We start from the raw sequence: 14952 nt of genomic DNA on the forward strand, positions 1-14952 counted from the left end.
TATCACCCATGTTTCGCTTTGCCGACCCCTATGTTCTGTTGTTATTGGCTTTTCTTCCGGTGCTGGTGGTTTACCGGAAACAAAAGGTCAAAATGCCGACGCTGCGCGTTTCCGGGATCGCCGCTATCGTCCACGTCCCCCCGAGCCCCTTCATCCGCTTTGCCGGCGGCATGCTTTCTTTGTTCAAGTTCACGGCCCTGGTGCTTATGGTGCTGGCCCTTGCCAGACCCCAGTGGGGGACGCGCGTGGTGAATGTTAAAACCGAAGGAATTAACATCCTGCTGGCGGTGGATATTTCCGAGAGTATGGGGGCGCTGGATTTTGAAATGAAGGGCAACATCGTCAACCGGCTCGAAGCGGTCAAAAACGTGATTCACCGGTTTGTGGCCAAGCGCTCCGGCGACCGGATCGGCATGGTGGTTTTCGGCAGCAACGCCTACACGCAACTTCCCCTGACACGGGACTACAACACCCTTGCGACCATTCTCGATCGGGTGCAAATCGGTGCGGCCGGAAAAAGTACCGCCATCGGGGATGCGATCGGCATCTCCCTGAAGCGGCTTGCCGATATTCCCGGCAAATCCAATATCATGATTTTGCTCACGGACGGGCGCAGCAACAGCGGCGAACTGACGCCGGAAACAGCCGTTGAGATCGCGGTGGCCAAAGGGGTTCGCATTTATACCATCGGGGTGGGCCGAGAGGGGGAAGCGCCCTTTCGCGTGAATATTCCCGGCTACGGCGAAAGATATGTGTATCAGCGGGTGGACATCGATGAAAATACCCTGCGAATGATTGCGGAAAAAACCAATGGCGCCTATTTTCGCGCCGAAGATACAAAGGGGCTTGAAACAATATACGACACCATCGATCGCCTTGAAAAAACGGAAGCGACGGTGAAAACCTATGACAGTTTCCGGGAATTATACCGGTATTTGCTGTTTCCGGCCTTTTGCTTTTTGGCCGGGTGGATGGTATTGACCCATACAAGGTTTTTGAGAATACCATGACCTTCAGTGATTTAAGCTCGTTATGGCTGGTCTGGACCGTGCCCGTCCTGTTTCTCGTGTGCTTCTGGGGCCTTGGCCGGCGGGCGCGGATTCTCATGAATTTTTCCGCCAAGCGAGGGCTTTCGGTCATCAGCCCGGATGCCCCCGCGTCCCGGCGCTGGGTCAAGGCGGGGCTGCTTCTGGCGGTCGTGATGCTGTTGGTGATATCTCTGGCCGGTCCCCAGTACGGATACCGGTGGCGGGAGATCGAACAAAAAGGCGTGGACCTGATTGTGGCCATTGACTGCTCCAAAAGCATGTTGGCCAAGGATATTCAGCCCACTCGCCTGGACCGGGCGAAGCGGGAAGTGGTGGATCTCTTGAACCTGCTTCAGGGGGACCGGGTGGGCCTGGTGGCCTTTAGCGGAACGGCGTTTCTTCAATGCCCCCTGACTTTGGATTATGAGGCGTTTCACCTTTTCCTGGGGGCGCTGACGCCGACGTTTTTGCCGGTGGGCGGAACGGATCTGGCCGCTGCCGTCCGAACGGCGATTTCGGGTTTCAACGCGGGGAATACCTCCGATAAGGCCGTTATTTTGATCACCGACGGCGAGAGCACGGGAGAAGAAGCCCCTCTGGACGCCGCCAGGGCCGCCGCGGCCGCCAAGATTCGACTTTTTTGCGTGGGTGTCGGCGCCACCGACGGGGTGCCGATTCCTGCTGCTGACGGCGGGTTTGTGAAAGACGGTACGGGCAACATCGTGTTGACACGCCTGGACGAGGACACCTTAAAGAAAATGGCGGTTATGACCGGCGGCAGTTATGTCCGTTCCGTGGCCGGAGATATGGACTTGGAGACCATCTATGCAAAACACATTCGCAAAGAGATGACTTCCGCAACGCTGAACCGGCAGAAAAAGAAAATTCTGGAGAATCGTTTTCAGTGGTTTCTTGCTCTGGCGGTGTTTCTCATGGGGGTGGAAATGATGATTCCCCCTCGTAAAAAAGCCACGGCGGTCATGGCTGTGGCGCTGCTGCTTTTTGCGAACGGATCCATCGCCGGTGCGGCAACTCCGCAGGACCTTATTCGTGAAGGGCAGCGCGCCTATGAGGCGGGGGACTATGAAACGGCCCTGACGCGGTTTGTCGATGCTCAGCTGGAGGCGCCCGACTTGGCTGAAATTCACTACAACATTGGAAACGCCCAATACAAGGCCGGCGATTATCAGGCGGCCCTCAACAGCTACAAGCAGGCCCTTTTGTCAACGGATCAGACGATGCGCCGCAATGCGCATTATAATATGGGAAACGCGCTGTTTCGGCTGGGGCAACATAAAGAAGCGCTGGCGAGCTATCGCGCCGCCCTGAAAATCGATGCCAAGGACCAGGAGACGATAGACAACATCGCCTTTGTCAAAAAGGTTATGGAACAACCCAAGCCGCCGCAGCAGCAAGGGGATAAGTCACAGGACGATTCACTCAGGGAAGATACGTCTCAGAAGAATAAGGACGAAAAGAAGTCTTCTTCGGAAAATCGTGAAGACCCTTCGAATCAAACACAATCTGCCGCGAATACGGAAAAAAATCCTTCGGGGGAGAAGAAAAATCAGCCCGATTCATCCCCGGTGAATCAGCCCCAAAATAAACCCGATACCGACGCGGATAAGCAAGTCCGTTCCGGGCAAAAGGAAATGGACGAGCAGGCCAGGCAACAGGCCGAGCGAATGCTGAATCGCCTGGAAGATATGCCGGGCCGGGCGTTGATGCCCGCCTACCGCGAACGCCATGTTGAAAAGGACTGGTGATGAAGCAACTGGTCGGGCTATTTTGTTTGCTTTTTTTCTTTCCGCAGTCACTGTTTGCGGAAACGGTGCAGGCTTTTGTCGATAGAACCACAACATCGATGGATACGCCGATTCAGCTCACGGTCAGTATTCCCAGCAGGGATGCAACGGTGGATACCTCCGTCATTAAGGACTTTGAGGTTCAGCCCGCCGGAACCAGCACTCAGGTTCAGATCATTAACGGCACCACTCACCAGGAAGAGACTTATCGGTTTTTGCTGATACCCAACCGGTCCGGGCGGCTCACCGTTCCGTCCTTAAGGGTTCACTTCGATGGGCAGACCCATCACACGCAGCCCATTGAAGTGCAAGTGGCCAAGGGAGACAACCGGGCGCGTGACACCGGCGGACCGGGGATTGAGGTGAAGGCGGAGGTGTCCGAAGCCGCCCCCTTTATTGGGCAGCAGGTCATCTATTCCTTTGTGCTGCGTTTCGGTATTCAGATCGCCAATACAAAATATACGGCGCCTGATTTTTCTGGATTTACCGCCAAACAGATCGGCGAGCAGCAAAGCCGGCAACGCGTGATCTCGGGCCACCGGTATCAGGAAGTAATGCTTTCCTATTTGCTGATTCCCATGAAAACCGGCCCGCTCACGATAGCGCCTGCGGTGTTGCGTTGTGACACGGTCTCACAGCAACACAGGCGATCCGATTCGGCCGGGCGCTTTTTCAATGACCCCTTCTTTTCGGATTCGTTTTTCGGTAATCGTCAGTTGACGCCGCGAATCCTACGAACCGAACCGCTGACGATTCAGGTGCGTGCGCTGCCTGCCGAAACCGGACAGGCGATGTTTTCGGGGTTGGTGGGCCATTTTACCATGAGCGCTTCGATTGAACCCATGCAGATAAAGGTGGGCGATTCGGCGACCCTGGTCGTGACGGTGGCGGGCACCGGTAATATTATGGATGCAAATGCCCCGGTGATTGAGGTGCCGGATGCGTTTAAACAGTATGCGGACACCCCTGAAAGCGACATAAAGCTCGGTTCGGAGGGGTATCAGGGGAAAAAGGTGTTTCGATTGGCTCTGGTGGGGGTGACTCCCGGCGCTTATCAGGTCAGCCTCGGCCAGAGCACCTATTTTGATCCGAAAGAATCGGCTTACCGCTCCCTGGCTGTTTCACCCCTATCGATAGCGGTGCAGCAAGCCGACGGCCCCCGGGAAAACCCGGTGGTGTTTTCTTCCTCTGAGAATCGTGCCGCCCTGCCGGGTATCGTGAAGAAAAAAGTCGACTTTGTCGGCCGTGATATTCTTCCCATAAAAACGGGGATAGATGCCGTAGCGCATCGCGAAGAAATGACCTTTGCCGGTTTTTTAACGGCGATCGTTTTGCCGGCCCTGTTTTTTCTGCTGGGCATGGGAGGGATGAAATGGTTTAAAAAAAACGGAAACCCGGCGACCGTGATGACGCAAAAATCGATTCGGGCCTTAAAGGTGGCAACAAAATCCGTTGGCGATTCAAATGCCGCCTTTCTTTCAAACCTTTACCGTTCATTGGTGTATGGGGTTTGCGCCAAAGCCGAGTCGTGCAGTGAATCGCTGACCTATGCGGAAGCCGGTCGAATTCTTCAGGCGGCCGGCATTTCGGCGCAACAGTCGGATCGGGTCTCCGATCTGATGAAGAAGATCGACTCGGCTAGGTACAGTGGCTTTGCTCTTGATAGAACCGAGAAAGACGTGTTGTTGAGTGAGACCGCCCGAATCGTCAAAGAGGTGCTACGATGAGGTTGCGGCGACGGGAAATTTTGTTTTTAATCGGTTGCCTGCTTTTCTGCGGTACGATGACAGCCTTTGCGGATAAGGATGACAATTTACAAACCCGTGCGTTTATCGACGGGGTTCGCTACTATGAGGCCAAAAATTATACAGAAGCCGTCGCCGTATTTGAAAAGCTGGTCTTTGACGGGATTCGCAACGGAAAGCTTTTCTACAACCTGGGCAATGCCTATCTGAAAAAAGGGGATCTCGGGCCGGCAGTTCTCTGGTATGAGCGAGCGATGGCGTTGATTTCGGGGGATCCCGATTTGCAATTTAACTTAAGCTATGCGAAAAGCCTGGTGAAAGATGAAGGCGGCGAAGCGCCGTCGCCCGTATTCCAGGTGCTGTTTTTCTGGAAGGATATGTTTCGGCTGAACGTGCTGCAGTGGACGGGCATTTTGTTGAACGGCTTGTTCTGGCTGTTGCTGGGACTGACCCGGGTATTTCAAAAAAGTGTGCTGCGATCCTTTTGCTACGGCGCGCTTATACTTTCGGTTCTCTTTTTGGGAACCGCCGGCTGGCGAATGGCTGAAACCAAATACCATCCGAAAGCGATTATTTTACCGGCAGCCGTGGCGGTCCGGTCCGGATTTGCACCGGAGTCGACGGAATTGTTCGAGCTTCATGGGGGAACGAAGGTGGCGGTTGAAAAGCAGTCCCCCGGATTTTTAAAAATTCGGTTTTCAAAGGATAAAATCGGATGGATTGCCGATACCGCAGCCGGAATAATAAAATAGCTGATAGCTGATAGCTCATAGCTATCGACTATCAGCTATCAGCTATGAGCTATCAGCTATCAGCTATCAGCTATGAGCTATCAGTTAACCAACTGGAAGGAGTGGTGGACATGATTTATGTCGAAAAATTGACCAAGTATTATGATGATTTTTGTGCGGTGGACGCAATCGATCTGACCATTGAGAAAGGGGAAATCCTCGGTTTGTTGGGTCCCAACGGTGCCGGCAAAACCACCACCATGCGAATGCTTACCGGATATTTTAACCCCAGCTCCGGAACGATTCGTGTCAAGGATTTCACCATGGCGGACCAGTCTCTGGAGATCAAAAAGCTTATGGGGTATCTGCCCGAATCAGCGCCGCTCTATCACGGCATGCTGGTGTATGACTACCTGAACTACGTGGCGAAAATCAGGGGGCTTGACGCCGCTCGCAAAACCGAACGGATTCGGGAACTGGCAGCACTCTGCGATATGAACGAAATCATGCACCGAAGCATCGGCGAGCTATCCAAAGGGCTTAAGCAGCGCGTCGGTTTGGCGCACGCCATGATGAATGATCCGGAAATTCTCATTCTGGATGAACCCACCAGCGGTCTGGATCCGAATCAGATCGTGGAGATTCGAGAAATCATCCGGCGGATCGGCAAAGAGAAAACCATTTTGCTTTCCACCCATATTCTCAGTGAAGCCGAGGCGACCTGTGACCGGATCGTGATTATCAATCAGGGAAAAATCGTGGCCGACGGTACGGCCGACACCCTCAAGGACGCCGGCGGAAAAGAGCCCACGATTCATATTTCACTTCGAGGCGCCCCTGAAGATTCGGCCATATCAAGATTTTCGTCAATGGACGGCGTGGTGAACGTGAATCGGGTCAATGGGGCCGAATCCGACGGGACGGTTCAGCTTCAGATCACCTGTCGCAGCGATGTGGATCATCGGGGCGCCATCTATCAGGCCATCAAGGAGACCGACTGGGTGTTGCTCGAATTCCGGCAGGAAGCCAAAACCCTTGAAACCATATTCCGAGAACTGACCAAGGAGAACTAACATGCGGCAGGTGCTTCACATATTTCAAAAGGAGTTTAAAGATTATTTCGTCTCTCCCATTGCCTATATCGTGATTTTCATTTTTTTGCTGGTAACGGGATGGTTCTTTTTCATCACCTTTTTTCTGTATAACCAGGCGGAATTGAGAAATTTTTTCTCGCTGCTTCCCCTTTCCTTTTCATTTTTCATTCCGGCGCTCACCATGCGGCTCTTTGCTGAGGAGTTGAGTGTGGGCTCTTATGAAACCCTTCTGACCCTGCCGGTGACGGCCAATGATATTATTCTGGGAAAGTTTCTGGCCGGGCTCGCCTTTGTGGCGGCCATGCTTTTGCCGACCCTATCCTATCCTATCTTCATCTCCTTTCTCGGGGATCTTGACTGGGGGCCGGTGATCGGCGGCTATATCGGCGCCTTGCTGCTGGGCGGAGGCTATTGCGCCATCGGGCTCTTTGCGTCTTCATTGACAAGAAATCAGATCGTCGCCTTTATCATCGGCATGGTCATTTGCTTTGCCCTGGCGCTGTTGGATCAGATGCTGTTTTTCGTCCCTCAGAAGATGCTGAGCATTATCGCTTATATCGGCGCAGGTTATCACTTCCAGAATATCGCAAAAGGAATCGTTGATATGCGGGATATCCTGTACTTTATGAGTGTGATTGTCATTGGGCTTTACGGCACGAACCTGGTGCTGCAGGAGAAGAAATAAGGAGAGAAAATGAGGACTACAAACAGATCCGGAAAATATGTCAAGTTCATTATATACCTGGTGGTGATCGTGATGGTGAACCTGGTGGGACTCACCGTGTTTTTCAGAATGGATCTCACGGGGAGCAAAATCTTTTCGCTATCCGATGTCAGCAAGCAGGTGGTTTCGACACTGAAAGAGCCCTTGACCGTCAAGGTGTTTTTTACCAAAAACCTGCCCGCCCCCCACAACAACACGGAACGGTACCTGCATGACTTGCTGGAAGAATACGCACTGAACGCCAATCAGTTTTTCAGCTTTGAATTTTATGATGTCAGCCCGGAATCGGAAACCGGAAATCCGGCCGGAGAAGTAAACCGCCAACTGGCGGAAACCTATGGCATCAATCCGGTGCAGATTCAGCAACTGGAAAAAGACGAGGTGAAGTTTCAACGGGCCTACATGGGATTGGTGCTCATTCACGGCGATATGGTGGAAAAAATTCCCACTATTACTACTACGGAGGGGCTTGAGTATAACCTGACATCCGCCATGATGAAGGTCAACAACAAGATCAGCGCCTTGCTGAATCTGAAGGAAAACGTTCGAATTCAACTGATTCTCTCCTCATCGTTGATGCCAGTGGCGCCGTTTATGAATGTACCGGACTTGCCGGCGGTGCCGCAAAAACTCGAAGAGATAGTTAAAAAGCTGAATATCAAAAATTATGGCCGTTTGGAATATGCCCGAATCGATCCGACCGATGCAGCGGACCAGAACGCGCTGGCCAAACAATATAATATTCCGGTACTTCAGTGGCCCGATATGGGGGAGGGCAAGGTGGCGGCCGGAAAGGGCGTTATCGGGCTGGTGATGACGCATCAGGAAAAATCGGTCACGATCCCCATTTTTCAAGTTCTTCGTTTGCCCCTCATCGGCAATCAGTACCAACTGGCAAGCCTTGAAGAGATGGAAGAGATGATCGACAAGAACGTTGAGACGCTTGTCAATATCAACGAGGAGATCGGTTATCTGTCGGACCATGGCGCCCTGCCCCTGGGCTCCCCCATGCCGATGGGCCCCCAGCCCCCGGATGCGTTGAACGCGTTCTCGAACGTGTTGACCAAGAATTATAGTGTCCATCAGGTGGCGCTAAAGAACAAGGAGATCCCCCGAAACGTTAAATGCATTGTGATCGCGCGGCCCACAGAGGCGTTCACGGATTGGGAACTTTACGAAATTGATCAGGCCCTGATGCGGGGTCAGAATCTGGCCATTTTCTTAGAGCCGTTTAAAGAAATAAAAACCCAGGTGCCCAACGCCATGGGGTTTGGAATGAGCCAGCGAGTTACTTACGAGCCGCTTAGCACGGGTCTGGAAAAACTGCTTGCCCACTATGGCGTCGGCGTTCGGGATGCCATCGTGCTGGATGAGAATTGCTTTATTCAGCAACTTTCCAACGAAATGGGCGGCGGGCAACAACCCATCTACTTTGCGCCGGTTATTCAAAACAAGAACATTAATAAAGACTTTGACTTTATGCAGAATATCAAGGGAATCCTCGCTGTTAAGGCTTCCCCCGTCGAACTGATTGAAAAGCGGTTGTCCGAAGGCGGCATCAAAGCGACGCAGATTATCTCGTCTTCCGAGAAGTCGTGGGAAATGAAGGCACCGATTAACCTGGAGCCCCAATACATCGCAAAGCCCGGCGCCGATACGCACATGGATAAAAAGCCGCTGGCCTATTTGCTTTCCGGCGAATTTGCCAGTTATTTTGCCGACAAACCGGTCCCTGAAAAAAAGACGGCAGCGGATTTGGACAAAGAAAAGAATGAGGAAGATCTTTCAGCAACGGACGAAAAAAAATCCGACTCCGAGGCGGCTAAAATCGTTGGGACGGCTGCCAAGCTAACCAAGGGAAAACCAGCCAAAATTTTCATCGCCGGTTCCGCCGAGCTCGTCCGGGATGACATTATCGATCCGGAAGGCCGGGGAGCCAACGCCGTGTTTATCATGAACATGCTCGATCTGTTGAATGATCGGGAAGGGATCGCGGTGATGCGCAGCAAGACACAGGGGCTGAACCCGCTGGAAGAAACCGGCGCCGAAACCAAGATGTCAATCAAGGCTTTTAATATTGTCGGATTGCCGGTTTTGGTGGCGCTCATGGGCCTGTTGGTCTGGGGGGTGCGCCATTCCAGGAAAAAATCGATTCAGGCGATGTTTAGCCGCTCATGAGATTTTTTTATGACAAAGTCTTGCACCGCGCAAACGCTGGTGGCGGTATGCGGTTGAAAGAATCTATCAATAGTGAGGAGCAGCAAAGTGAAAAAGGAATATATTATTCTCAGTATGGTCATTGTTCTGCTGGCAGCCTATCTGGTGTTGCATGATTCAAATCGCTCCCGGTATGAACTGCCGACAGTACCGGTGGCCGCTGAAAAGGAACTGACGAAAATAGAAATAAAACAAGCCGATAAGACGCTCACCGTGACGCGAAAGGCAAATGACTGGACAGTCGGCGACCAGGCATGGCCCGCAGATGCGCAGAAGGTAAACGCTATCACGGCCGCCATTTCCAAATTACGGCTGACGGCGCTGGTGTCCACAGCCAAGGTATATGAGCGTTACGATTTAACCGATGACAAGAAAATTACGGTGACGGCATGGGTTGGCGACAAAGTGCTTCTGACGTTTGACATCGGCAAAGCCGCCGATACCTATCAGCATACATTTGTCATGCTGCCGGGAGATTCCAATGTTTATCACGCTATGAATAACTTTAGAAAAACCTTTGAAACCAGTGCGGATGACTTGCGGGATAAGCAGGTCATTGCCGTTTCGGTTGCTGAGATAAAGGATATAAAGCTTGCAAGCGAGGGGAAAACAATTACCCTCTCTCGCATGGAAGAACCTGTGGCAGAAGAAAAAAAGAAATCCGCTGAAACAGAAAAACCGGCCGACCCGGCAGCCGGTCCGGCGAAAGATTTGGAAATAACCGAGCCCAGGATGCAAACTGTCTGGAAGAACGAATCCGGAGAAAGCGTGGATAAGGCGGTTGTTGAACGCTTCCTTTCCAATTTTTCCGACATGAAATGCGAGTCCTATCTCAATGATATCAAAAAAGAAGATCTGATGGCACCCATTGTCGACATTACCCTGAGCGGGGATAAAAAATCCTATGCCGTTTCCGTATTTGAGAAGAAAGACGGCAAATATTCCGGGGTTTCATCTGAAAACGCCTACCCGTTTCAGCTTCGGGAGTATGTCGTTGACGGCATCAATAAAGAGATAAAAACGCTGATGGGGATAAAGGAACCGTCCTGACCCCGCGTGTTGCGTTTATTAACCGTGCCGCCCGGGGTAGCTTCTTTTCTCCGGGCGGCTGGTTTTATTCACCGCTTGCGCCATTCGGTTCGAAGCGAAGGGGTTGGCATATGACCACAACATATTGCGCTATGGTTTCTATTGACGCACAATAATATTTCTGGCATAAGCATTATTTAGACTAAGGTGTCCATAACTTTGGGTGCCGAATAGAGGCGTATTTTTTAATCATTGTTGAACGGCAACGGGCGGTTTTTCCCCTACGGATCGGGGTTCGTTGCCTTTTAAGGAAAGGAGGACTCCCGGATGAAAACGCTTATAAACTTCAACAAGCGCTCGTGGGTAACGCTGTTTGTTTCTCTATCCTTCTTGTCTCTGATTTCGCTTTCGGCCCTTTGCCCATCTGCCTCAGCGACTTCGGCGGAGGAAGGAACGCCATCCGGCGCCGGGATGCAGGCGGCTTCGGCAGCGACTACCATCTTGTACTTTCCGCTCAAGGCGGCCTTTGCGCTTTGCGGCAGTGTTGTGGGCGGACTGACCTACGTCTTCACGGCTGGTGACGTACCTGCAGCCCAGAGTGTTTGGGAGACCAGCATGTATGGTACCTATGCGATCACACCGGATCATTTACGGGGAGATCGGCCGGTTAATTTCCTTGGTGAACGGCAAAGAGCCGATAGCGGTTCATTCACCTCCGATCAAGGCCTCTATACGGAGGAAACGATCAAATGATCGGAAGCCGCTCGGCTTTATCCTTCGAAAAACAGTGTTAGCAGCCAAAAGTATGCTGCCCCGCAGGCCACCAGGGCCGCACAGGGGGGCAGCATGTGCCGGTAGACCGCTGTCAGCGATGTATGGAAATATTCATTGGATAATAGCAGGCAAAGATGCAGTGGCGAAAAGAGTACGCCGATAAATCCGCTGGTTAACGCCAACATCATATAGGGCAGCATCAGGTGCGTTTCGCCCAGCGTTTGAATCAGGGAAATCAAAATGGGGAAGGTCGTACCTACAAAGGCGATGGTGATGCCGGCGACGATACCTACCAGAAAAGGTAGCATTGTGGTAATAAGAAGCAGGGGAATATGCCAGTGAATGAATTCTCGGCTCACCTGCTCAACAGCCCGGCAGTCCTCCAGCGCGCCTTTAAACACCAAAATGGCAACCACCATATAAAAAATGCGCAACAATTCCTTGCTGCCGAGAATTTCCCTTTGCGATGCCGCATTCATGCAATTTACCCACCACGTCCAGGCGACTGCCAGCATGAGGGCGAAAATCAGGCCGGTTTCTTTGGCGATAGTTAACCCTTCCCGCTCAAACACCGGTGTCAGCATATTGCCGATAAATAAGCCGGGAATGACAACTATCAAAATAGGTGCCAGTTCCTTAAAAAATAGGCCGAGTTTTGCCTTTTCGGTTGGTTTTTTTTCTCCGAGCTGGTTATTTTTCCGAATCATGCCCCTTAAGGGATAGTACCCGGCGGCTATGGCTACCAGGGTTAATGGAAAGAGAAAAAAAACGAAACGCCATAAATCTAGTGATGCCAGGGCCGTGGTCAACAACACACCCGGATAAAGCGGCCACCAGTATTCCCAGATGTGCCGAAACCAGTAGTTGACATAGCTAAGTTGAGATCCGCGCAGGTGATGCCGCGCACCGATGGTGTTGACCATGGGTGCTGAAAAAATCGCGCCGCCCGGCATGGGCAGAAGACCGATAAGTGCCGGGAAAATGATGATATTAAACCCTTCATGGGCGACCAGTCCTTTAAAGCTGTCCAATAACCGTTTCATATGACCGGATTTTTCCATGCTGTGGCTCAACACCAATATCAGAGAAACCACAATGGACAAACTCAACGTTTTAAGGTCAATCAGAGCATGAAATGCCGACACGATTATAGCGGTCGGATATTGGCCGAAAAAAAGGCCCAATAAAACAGCGCCCGCCATGAACGCATTGCCCAGGGTCAGCTTAAAGCGCATAGCCGCCAGCATGAAGATAAAAACGATCAATAATTTGATAAGTGCCGGAATGTTCATGATAAGGAGCTTCTTCTGTAACTAAAGGTTATGCGCCATGTGCGCGGCAATGTGCTCGCCGATGGTCACTGAAAAAAAATCCTTGGCGCTACCGCAATTAATAGAGATCTCAAGATATCCGCGGCTGCCGATGACAGCTAACGGGTAACCCGTAGAAACATCCGAATAGGATTTCGACAAACCGGCTATGTTCGTTTTTCCGATACGAATGAATATCTGCGAGTGCATTTTGGGAAAATGGGTTTTTAAGTGTTCTTTGCTGATATTGGTAATCAGGTTGCCGAACCGGTCCATGTCGATAATCGTGCCGATCAACTCACCGGTTTCGAACAAGACGGGTTCGGGAATTTCAAGACGGACGGCCTCGGCGGGAGCAATGCAGGGGCCGAGCAAACGAATATTTCCTCCCTCCGATAGATAGGCGGCAATCGGCGCAAATATGTCCCGGCCGTGAAAGGTTCGGCTGACGGGTTCAAGGAAAAGCGCATGGTTTTCAACCAGCATGGCATTGGAAACCGTTACCTTGTTCAACACCGGGGTCAACACCCCGTTGTTCGGCGCCAGAAAAAAAAAGCCGGCTGCTTCAACAGCGATAATAGCGCGATTGCCCCCCACGCCGGGGTCCACGACAACGGTATGAACAGTTCCCTTGGGGAAATAAGCGTAAGCCGAATCAAGAAGGAATGCGGCTTGAAGAAGGTTGTGCGGTAACACCCGGTGGGAAATATCAACGATGCGAGCCGAAGGGGCTTTGGAAAGAATGACCCCCTTCATGATGCCCACATAGGCGTCATCGAACCCGAAATCAGTTAAGAGTGTAATAACCGCCATGGACTAAAACATCTTTTTCTGGTCCTGCGTGCGCTGATAACAGAGCCCCAAATGTTTGTAAGCGGCTTCAGCTGCTTTTCTGCCGGAAGAGGTGCGCACGATCAGTCCGATTTTCAGCAGATACGGCTCCACGACGTCCACCAGGGTATCGGTTTCTTCCTGAAGGGTGGCGGCAATGGCTTCGATACCTACCGGCCCCCCGTGGTAAAAATCGATGATGGTTTGAATGTATCGCCGATCCAGTCGGGTAAGCCCCTTTTCATCCACCCCTTCGAGCGACAGCGCAGCGGATACGGTCTCGGGGGTGATGGTGCCGTCGCTTCTGACCTGAGCAAAATCCCGAACCCGTTTTAACAGACGGTTGACGATTCGGGGGGTTCCTCTGCACCGTCTGGCCAGCTCGCCGGCGGATATCTGGTCGATGGTTGTTTCAAGCAGGGCTGCGGAACGTTGCGTGATGGTAACAAGATCTTTTTCTTCGTAAAAATCAAGACTTCTGAATAGGCCGAACCGATCCCGAAGAGGCGCGGACAAAAGTCCCACACGGGTTGTGGCACCGACAAGGGTAAAGCGCCGCAACTGATACCGGTGGCTTCGGGCGTGTACGCCTTTATCAAAGACAAAATCGACGGCAAAGTCTTCCATGGCGGGGTATAAAAATTCTTCCACGGCCTTAGGTGTTCGATGGATTTCATCAATAAAAAGGACGTCTCCTTCTTCCAGATGCGTCAAAATGCCGATCAGGTCCCCGCCTTTTTCAAGGGCAGGGCCAGAGGTAATCGTAAGCCGGCTGCCCATTTCATTGGCGATAATATGAGCGAGGGTGGTTTTCCCGAGGCCGGGCGGGCCGTGAAACAGGACGTGATCCAACGGCTCTTTTCGTTTCAGCGCGGCCTCTATGGCGATGTTGAGTGTTTCCACCACGGCGTCCTGGCCGATATACTCCGAGAGGCGCTCTGGCCTCAGGGACAAAATTTCAGATTCCATGTCCGCAGGCAGGCACTGGCCGGAAAGAAGGCCTCTGGGGTCGGTGGAATAGGTCAGAAAATCATCGCTCATGCCGATTTTTCTCCTCGATACACTTCATCGAACAGCTCCTCCGGGCTGGATAAGTCCGGGTTCCGGGCAAAGGCATCCGTGATCATCTTTTTCGCATCGGCGGGCCGGTGCCCGAGTTGTTCGATGAGCACCGCCATAACCGGATCCACAATGCTTGATTGCTTTGGGGGCGGCGAGGCATTCGGAATAGGTGCGGGCACGGCAAACCGGTCCAGTTTACCCCGAAGGCTGGCAATTATTTTCTGGGCGGTTCTGCCGCCGATGCCTTTTAATTTGTTTAACTGGGGCGTGTCGTTTGCCTCGATGGCACGCGCAATTTCCGAAACCGGCAGGGTGAGCGCTTTTAATGCCTTTAAGGGTCCGATGTCTTCAACAGAGATAAAAAGCTGGAAAAACTCCTTTTCAATTTCGTCATTGAACCCGATCAGTACCGGTTTGGGCTGGCGTTCGGTCTGATGAAAATAAATAAAAAAGGATAAGGGGTCATTGGCGGCTTTGCCGGAAATAGATTCCATCACCATGGGGGGAAGCAAAATTTCATAGCCCACCTGATTGGCCAGCAATAAAATGCGGTCGGTTTCTTTTTTCAGCAACGTTCCCTGAATATATCCGATCATGCGTTT

General features: G+C 52.0%; 13 protein-coding genes. 9 read left to right on the top strand and 4 right to left on the bottom strand.

Features of this window, described 5'->3' with window-relative positions:
* Positions 1-8 precede the first annotated feature (8 nt).
* The 9 genes from RBT11_18765 (at position 9) to RBT11_18805 (ending at position 11126) form a co-directional block, all read left to right on the top strand.
* Entirely contained in the window at positions 9-1010 is a 1002-nt protein-coding gene (locus RBT11_18765; GenBank protein MDX9788827.1) for a VWA domain-containing protein, read from the top strand.
* Positions 1007-2794, top strand: a complete 1788-nt coding sequence (locus RBT11_18770) for a VWA domain-containing protein (GenBank protein ID MDX9788828.1) — start codon at positions 1007-1009, stop codon at positions 2792-2794. Before RBT11_18765 ends, RBT11_18770 begins: the two co-directional genes overlap by 4 nt.
* Positions 2794-4560 carry a BatD family protein gene (locus RBT11_18775; GenBank protein MDX9788829.1) on the top strand — a complete coding sequence of 589 codons (1767 nt, stop codon included), beginning with the start codon at positions 2794-2796 and terminating at the stop codon, positions 4558-4560. Before RBT11_18770 ends, RBT11_18775 begins: the two co-directional genes overlap by 1 nt.
* Positions 4557-5330, top strand: coding sequence for a hypothetical protein (locus tag RBT11_18780; GenBank protein ID MDX9788830.1), 774 nt, complete (start codon positions 4557-4559; stop codon positions 5328-5330). The genes RBT11_18775 and RBT11_18780 overlap by 4 nt, the downstream gene beginning before the upstream one ends.
* A gap of 110 nt (positions 5331-5440) precedes the next feature.
* The gene (locus RBT11_18785; GenBank protein MDX9788831.1) at positions 5441-6382 is read left to right on the top strand and encodes an ATP-binding cassette domain-containing protein; all 942 of its coding nucleotides are present in this window, start codon (positions 5441-5443) and stop codon (positions 6380-6382) included.
* 1 nt (position 6383) lies between these two features.
* Positions 6384-7088, top strand: a complete 705-nt coding sequence (locus tag RBT11_18790; protein MDX9788832.1) for an ABC transporter permease subunit — start codon at positions 6384-6386, stop codon at positions 7086-7088.
* Between the two features lie 9 nt (positions 7089-7097).
* Entirely contained in the window at positions 7098-9305 is a 2208-nt protein-coding gene (locus RBT11_18795; GenBank protein MDX9788833.1) for a Gldg family protein, read from the top strand.
* A gap of 87 nt (positions 9306-9392) precedes the next feature.
* A complete protein-coding gene (locus RBT11_18800; protein MDX9788834.1) occupies positions 9393-10394 on the top strand; it encodes a DUF4340 domain-containing protein in 1002 nt (333 codons plus the stop codon).
* A 306-nt stretch (positions 10395-10700) separates the two neighbouring features.
* A complete protein-coding gene (locus RBT11_18805) occupies positions 10701-11126 on the top strand; it encodes a hypothetical protein (GenBank protein MDX9788835.1) in 426 nt (141 codons plus the stop codon).
* 17 nt (positions 11127-11143) lie between these two features.
* Here RBT11_18805 and RBT11_18810 read toward each other — a convergent pair whose 3' ends face one another.
* From RBT11_18810 to ruvA, 4 genes are read right to left on the bottom strand one after another with little or no spacing between them, the layout of a single operon-like run.
* Positions 11144-12439, bottom strand: coding sequence for a DUF401 family protein (locus RBT11_18810; protein MDX9788836.1), 1296 nt, complete (start codon positions 12437-12439; stop codon positions 11144-11146).
* A 21-nt stretch (positions 12440-12460) separates the two neighbouring features.
* Positions 12461-13270 (bottom strand): SAM-dependent chlorinase/fluorinase, encoded by an 810-nt coding sequence (locus RBT11_18815; GenBank protein ID MDX9788837.1) that lies wholly within the window; start codon positions 13268-13270, stop codon positions 12461-12463.
* A gap of 3 nt (positions 13271-13273) precedes the next feature.
* Complete coding sequence (gene ruvB, locus RBT11_18820; protein MDX9788838.1) at positions 13274-14329, bottom strand: Holliday junction branch migration DNA helicase RuvB; 1056 nt, start codon at positions 14327-14329, stop codon at positions 13274-13276.
* A complete protein-coding gene (gene ruvA, locus RBT11_18825) occupies positions 14326-14946 on the bottom strand; it encodes a Holliday junction branch migration protein RuvA (GenBank protein ID MDX9788839.1) in 621 nt (206 codons plus the stop codon). The genes ruvB and ruvA overlap by 4 nt, the downstream gene beginning before the upstream one ends.
* Between the last annotated feature and the right edge of the window lie 6 nt (positions 14947-14952).

It is taken from the genome of Desulfobacterales bacterium, from assembly GCA_034003325.1.
In the GTDB taxonomy this organism is placed as follows: domain Bacteria; phylum Desulfobacterota; class Desulfobacteria; order Desulfobacterales; family JAFDDL01; genus JAVEYW01.

Coding starts and splice junctions, on each gene's coding strand:
- ruvB (MDX9788838.1), bottom strand. CDS start 14,329: ATGAGCGATGATTTTCTGACCTATTCCACCGACCCCAGAGGCCTTCTT.
- RBT11_18815 (MDX9788837.1), bottom strand. CDS start 13,270: ATGGCGGTTATTACACTCTTAACTGATTTCGGGTTCGATGACGCCTAT.
- RBT11_18790 (MDX9788832.1), top strand. CDS start 6,384: ATGCGGCAGGTGCTTCACATATTTCAAAAGGAGTTTAAAGATTATTTC.
- ruvA (MDX9788839.1), bottom strand. CDS start 14,946: ATGATCGGATATATTCAGGGAACGTTGCTGAAAAAAGAAACCGACCGC.
- RBT11_18765 (MDX9788827.1), top strand. CDS start 9: ATGTTTCGCTTTGCCGACCCCTATGTTCTGTTGTTATTGGCTTTTCTT.
- RBT11_18805 (MDX9788835.1), top strand. CDS start 10,701: ATGAAAACGCTTATAAACTTCAACAAGCGCTCGTGGGTAACGCTGTTT.
- RBT11_18770 (MDX9788828.1), top strand. CDS start 1,007: ATGACCTTCAGTGATTTAAGCTCGTTATGGCTGGTCTGGACCGTGCCC.
- RBT11_18780 (MDX9788830.1), top strand. CDS start 4,557: ATGAGGTTGCGGCGACGGGAAATTTTGTTTTTAATCGGTTGCCTGCTT.
- RBT11_18810 (MDX9788836.1), bottom strand. CDS start 12,439: ATGAACATTCCGGCACTTATCAAATTATTGATCGTTTTTATCTTCATG.
- RBT11_18795 (MDX9788833.1), top strand. CDS start 7,098: ATGAGGACTACAAACAGATCCGGAAAATATGTCAAGTTCATTATATAC.
- RBT11_18785 (MDX9788831.1), top strand. CDS start 5,441: ATGATTTATGTCGAAAAATTGACCAAGTATTATGATGATTTTTGTGCG.
- RBT11_18775 (MDX9788829.1), top strand. CDS start 2,794: ATGAAGCAACTGGTCGGGCTATTTTGTTTGCTTTTTTTCTTTCCGCAG.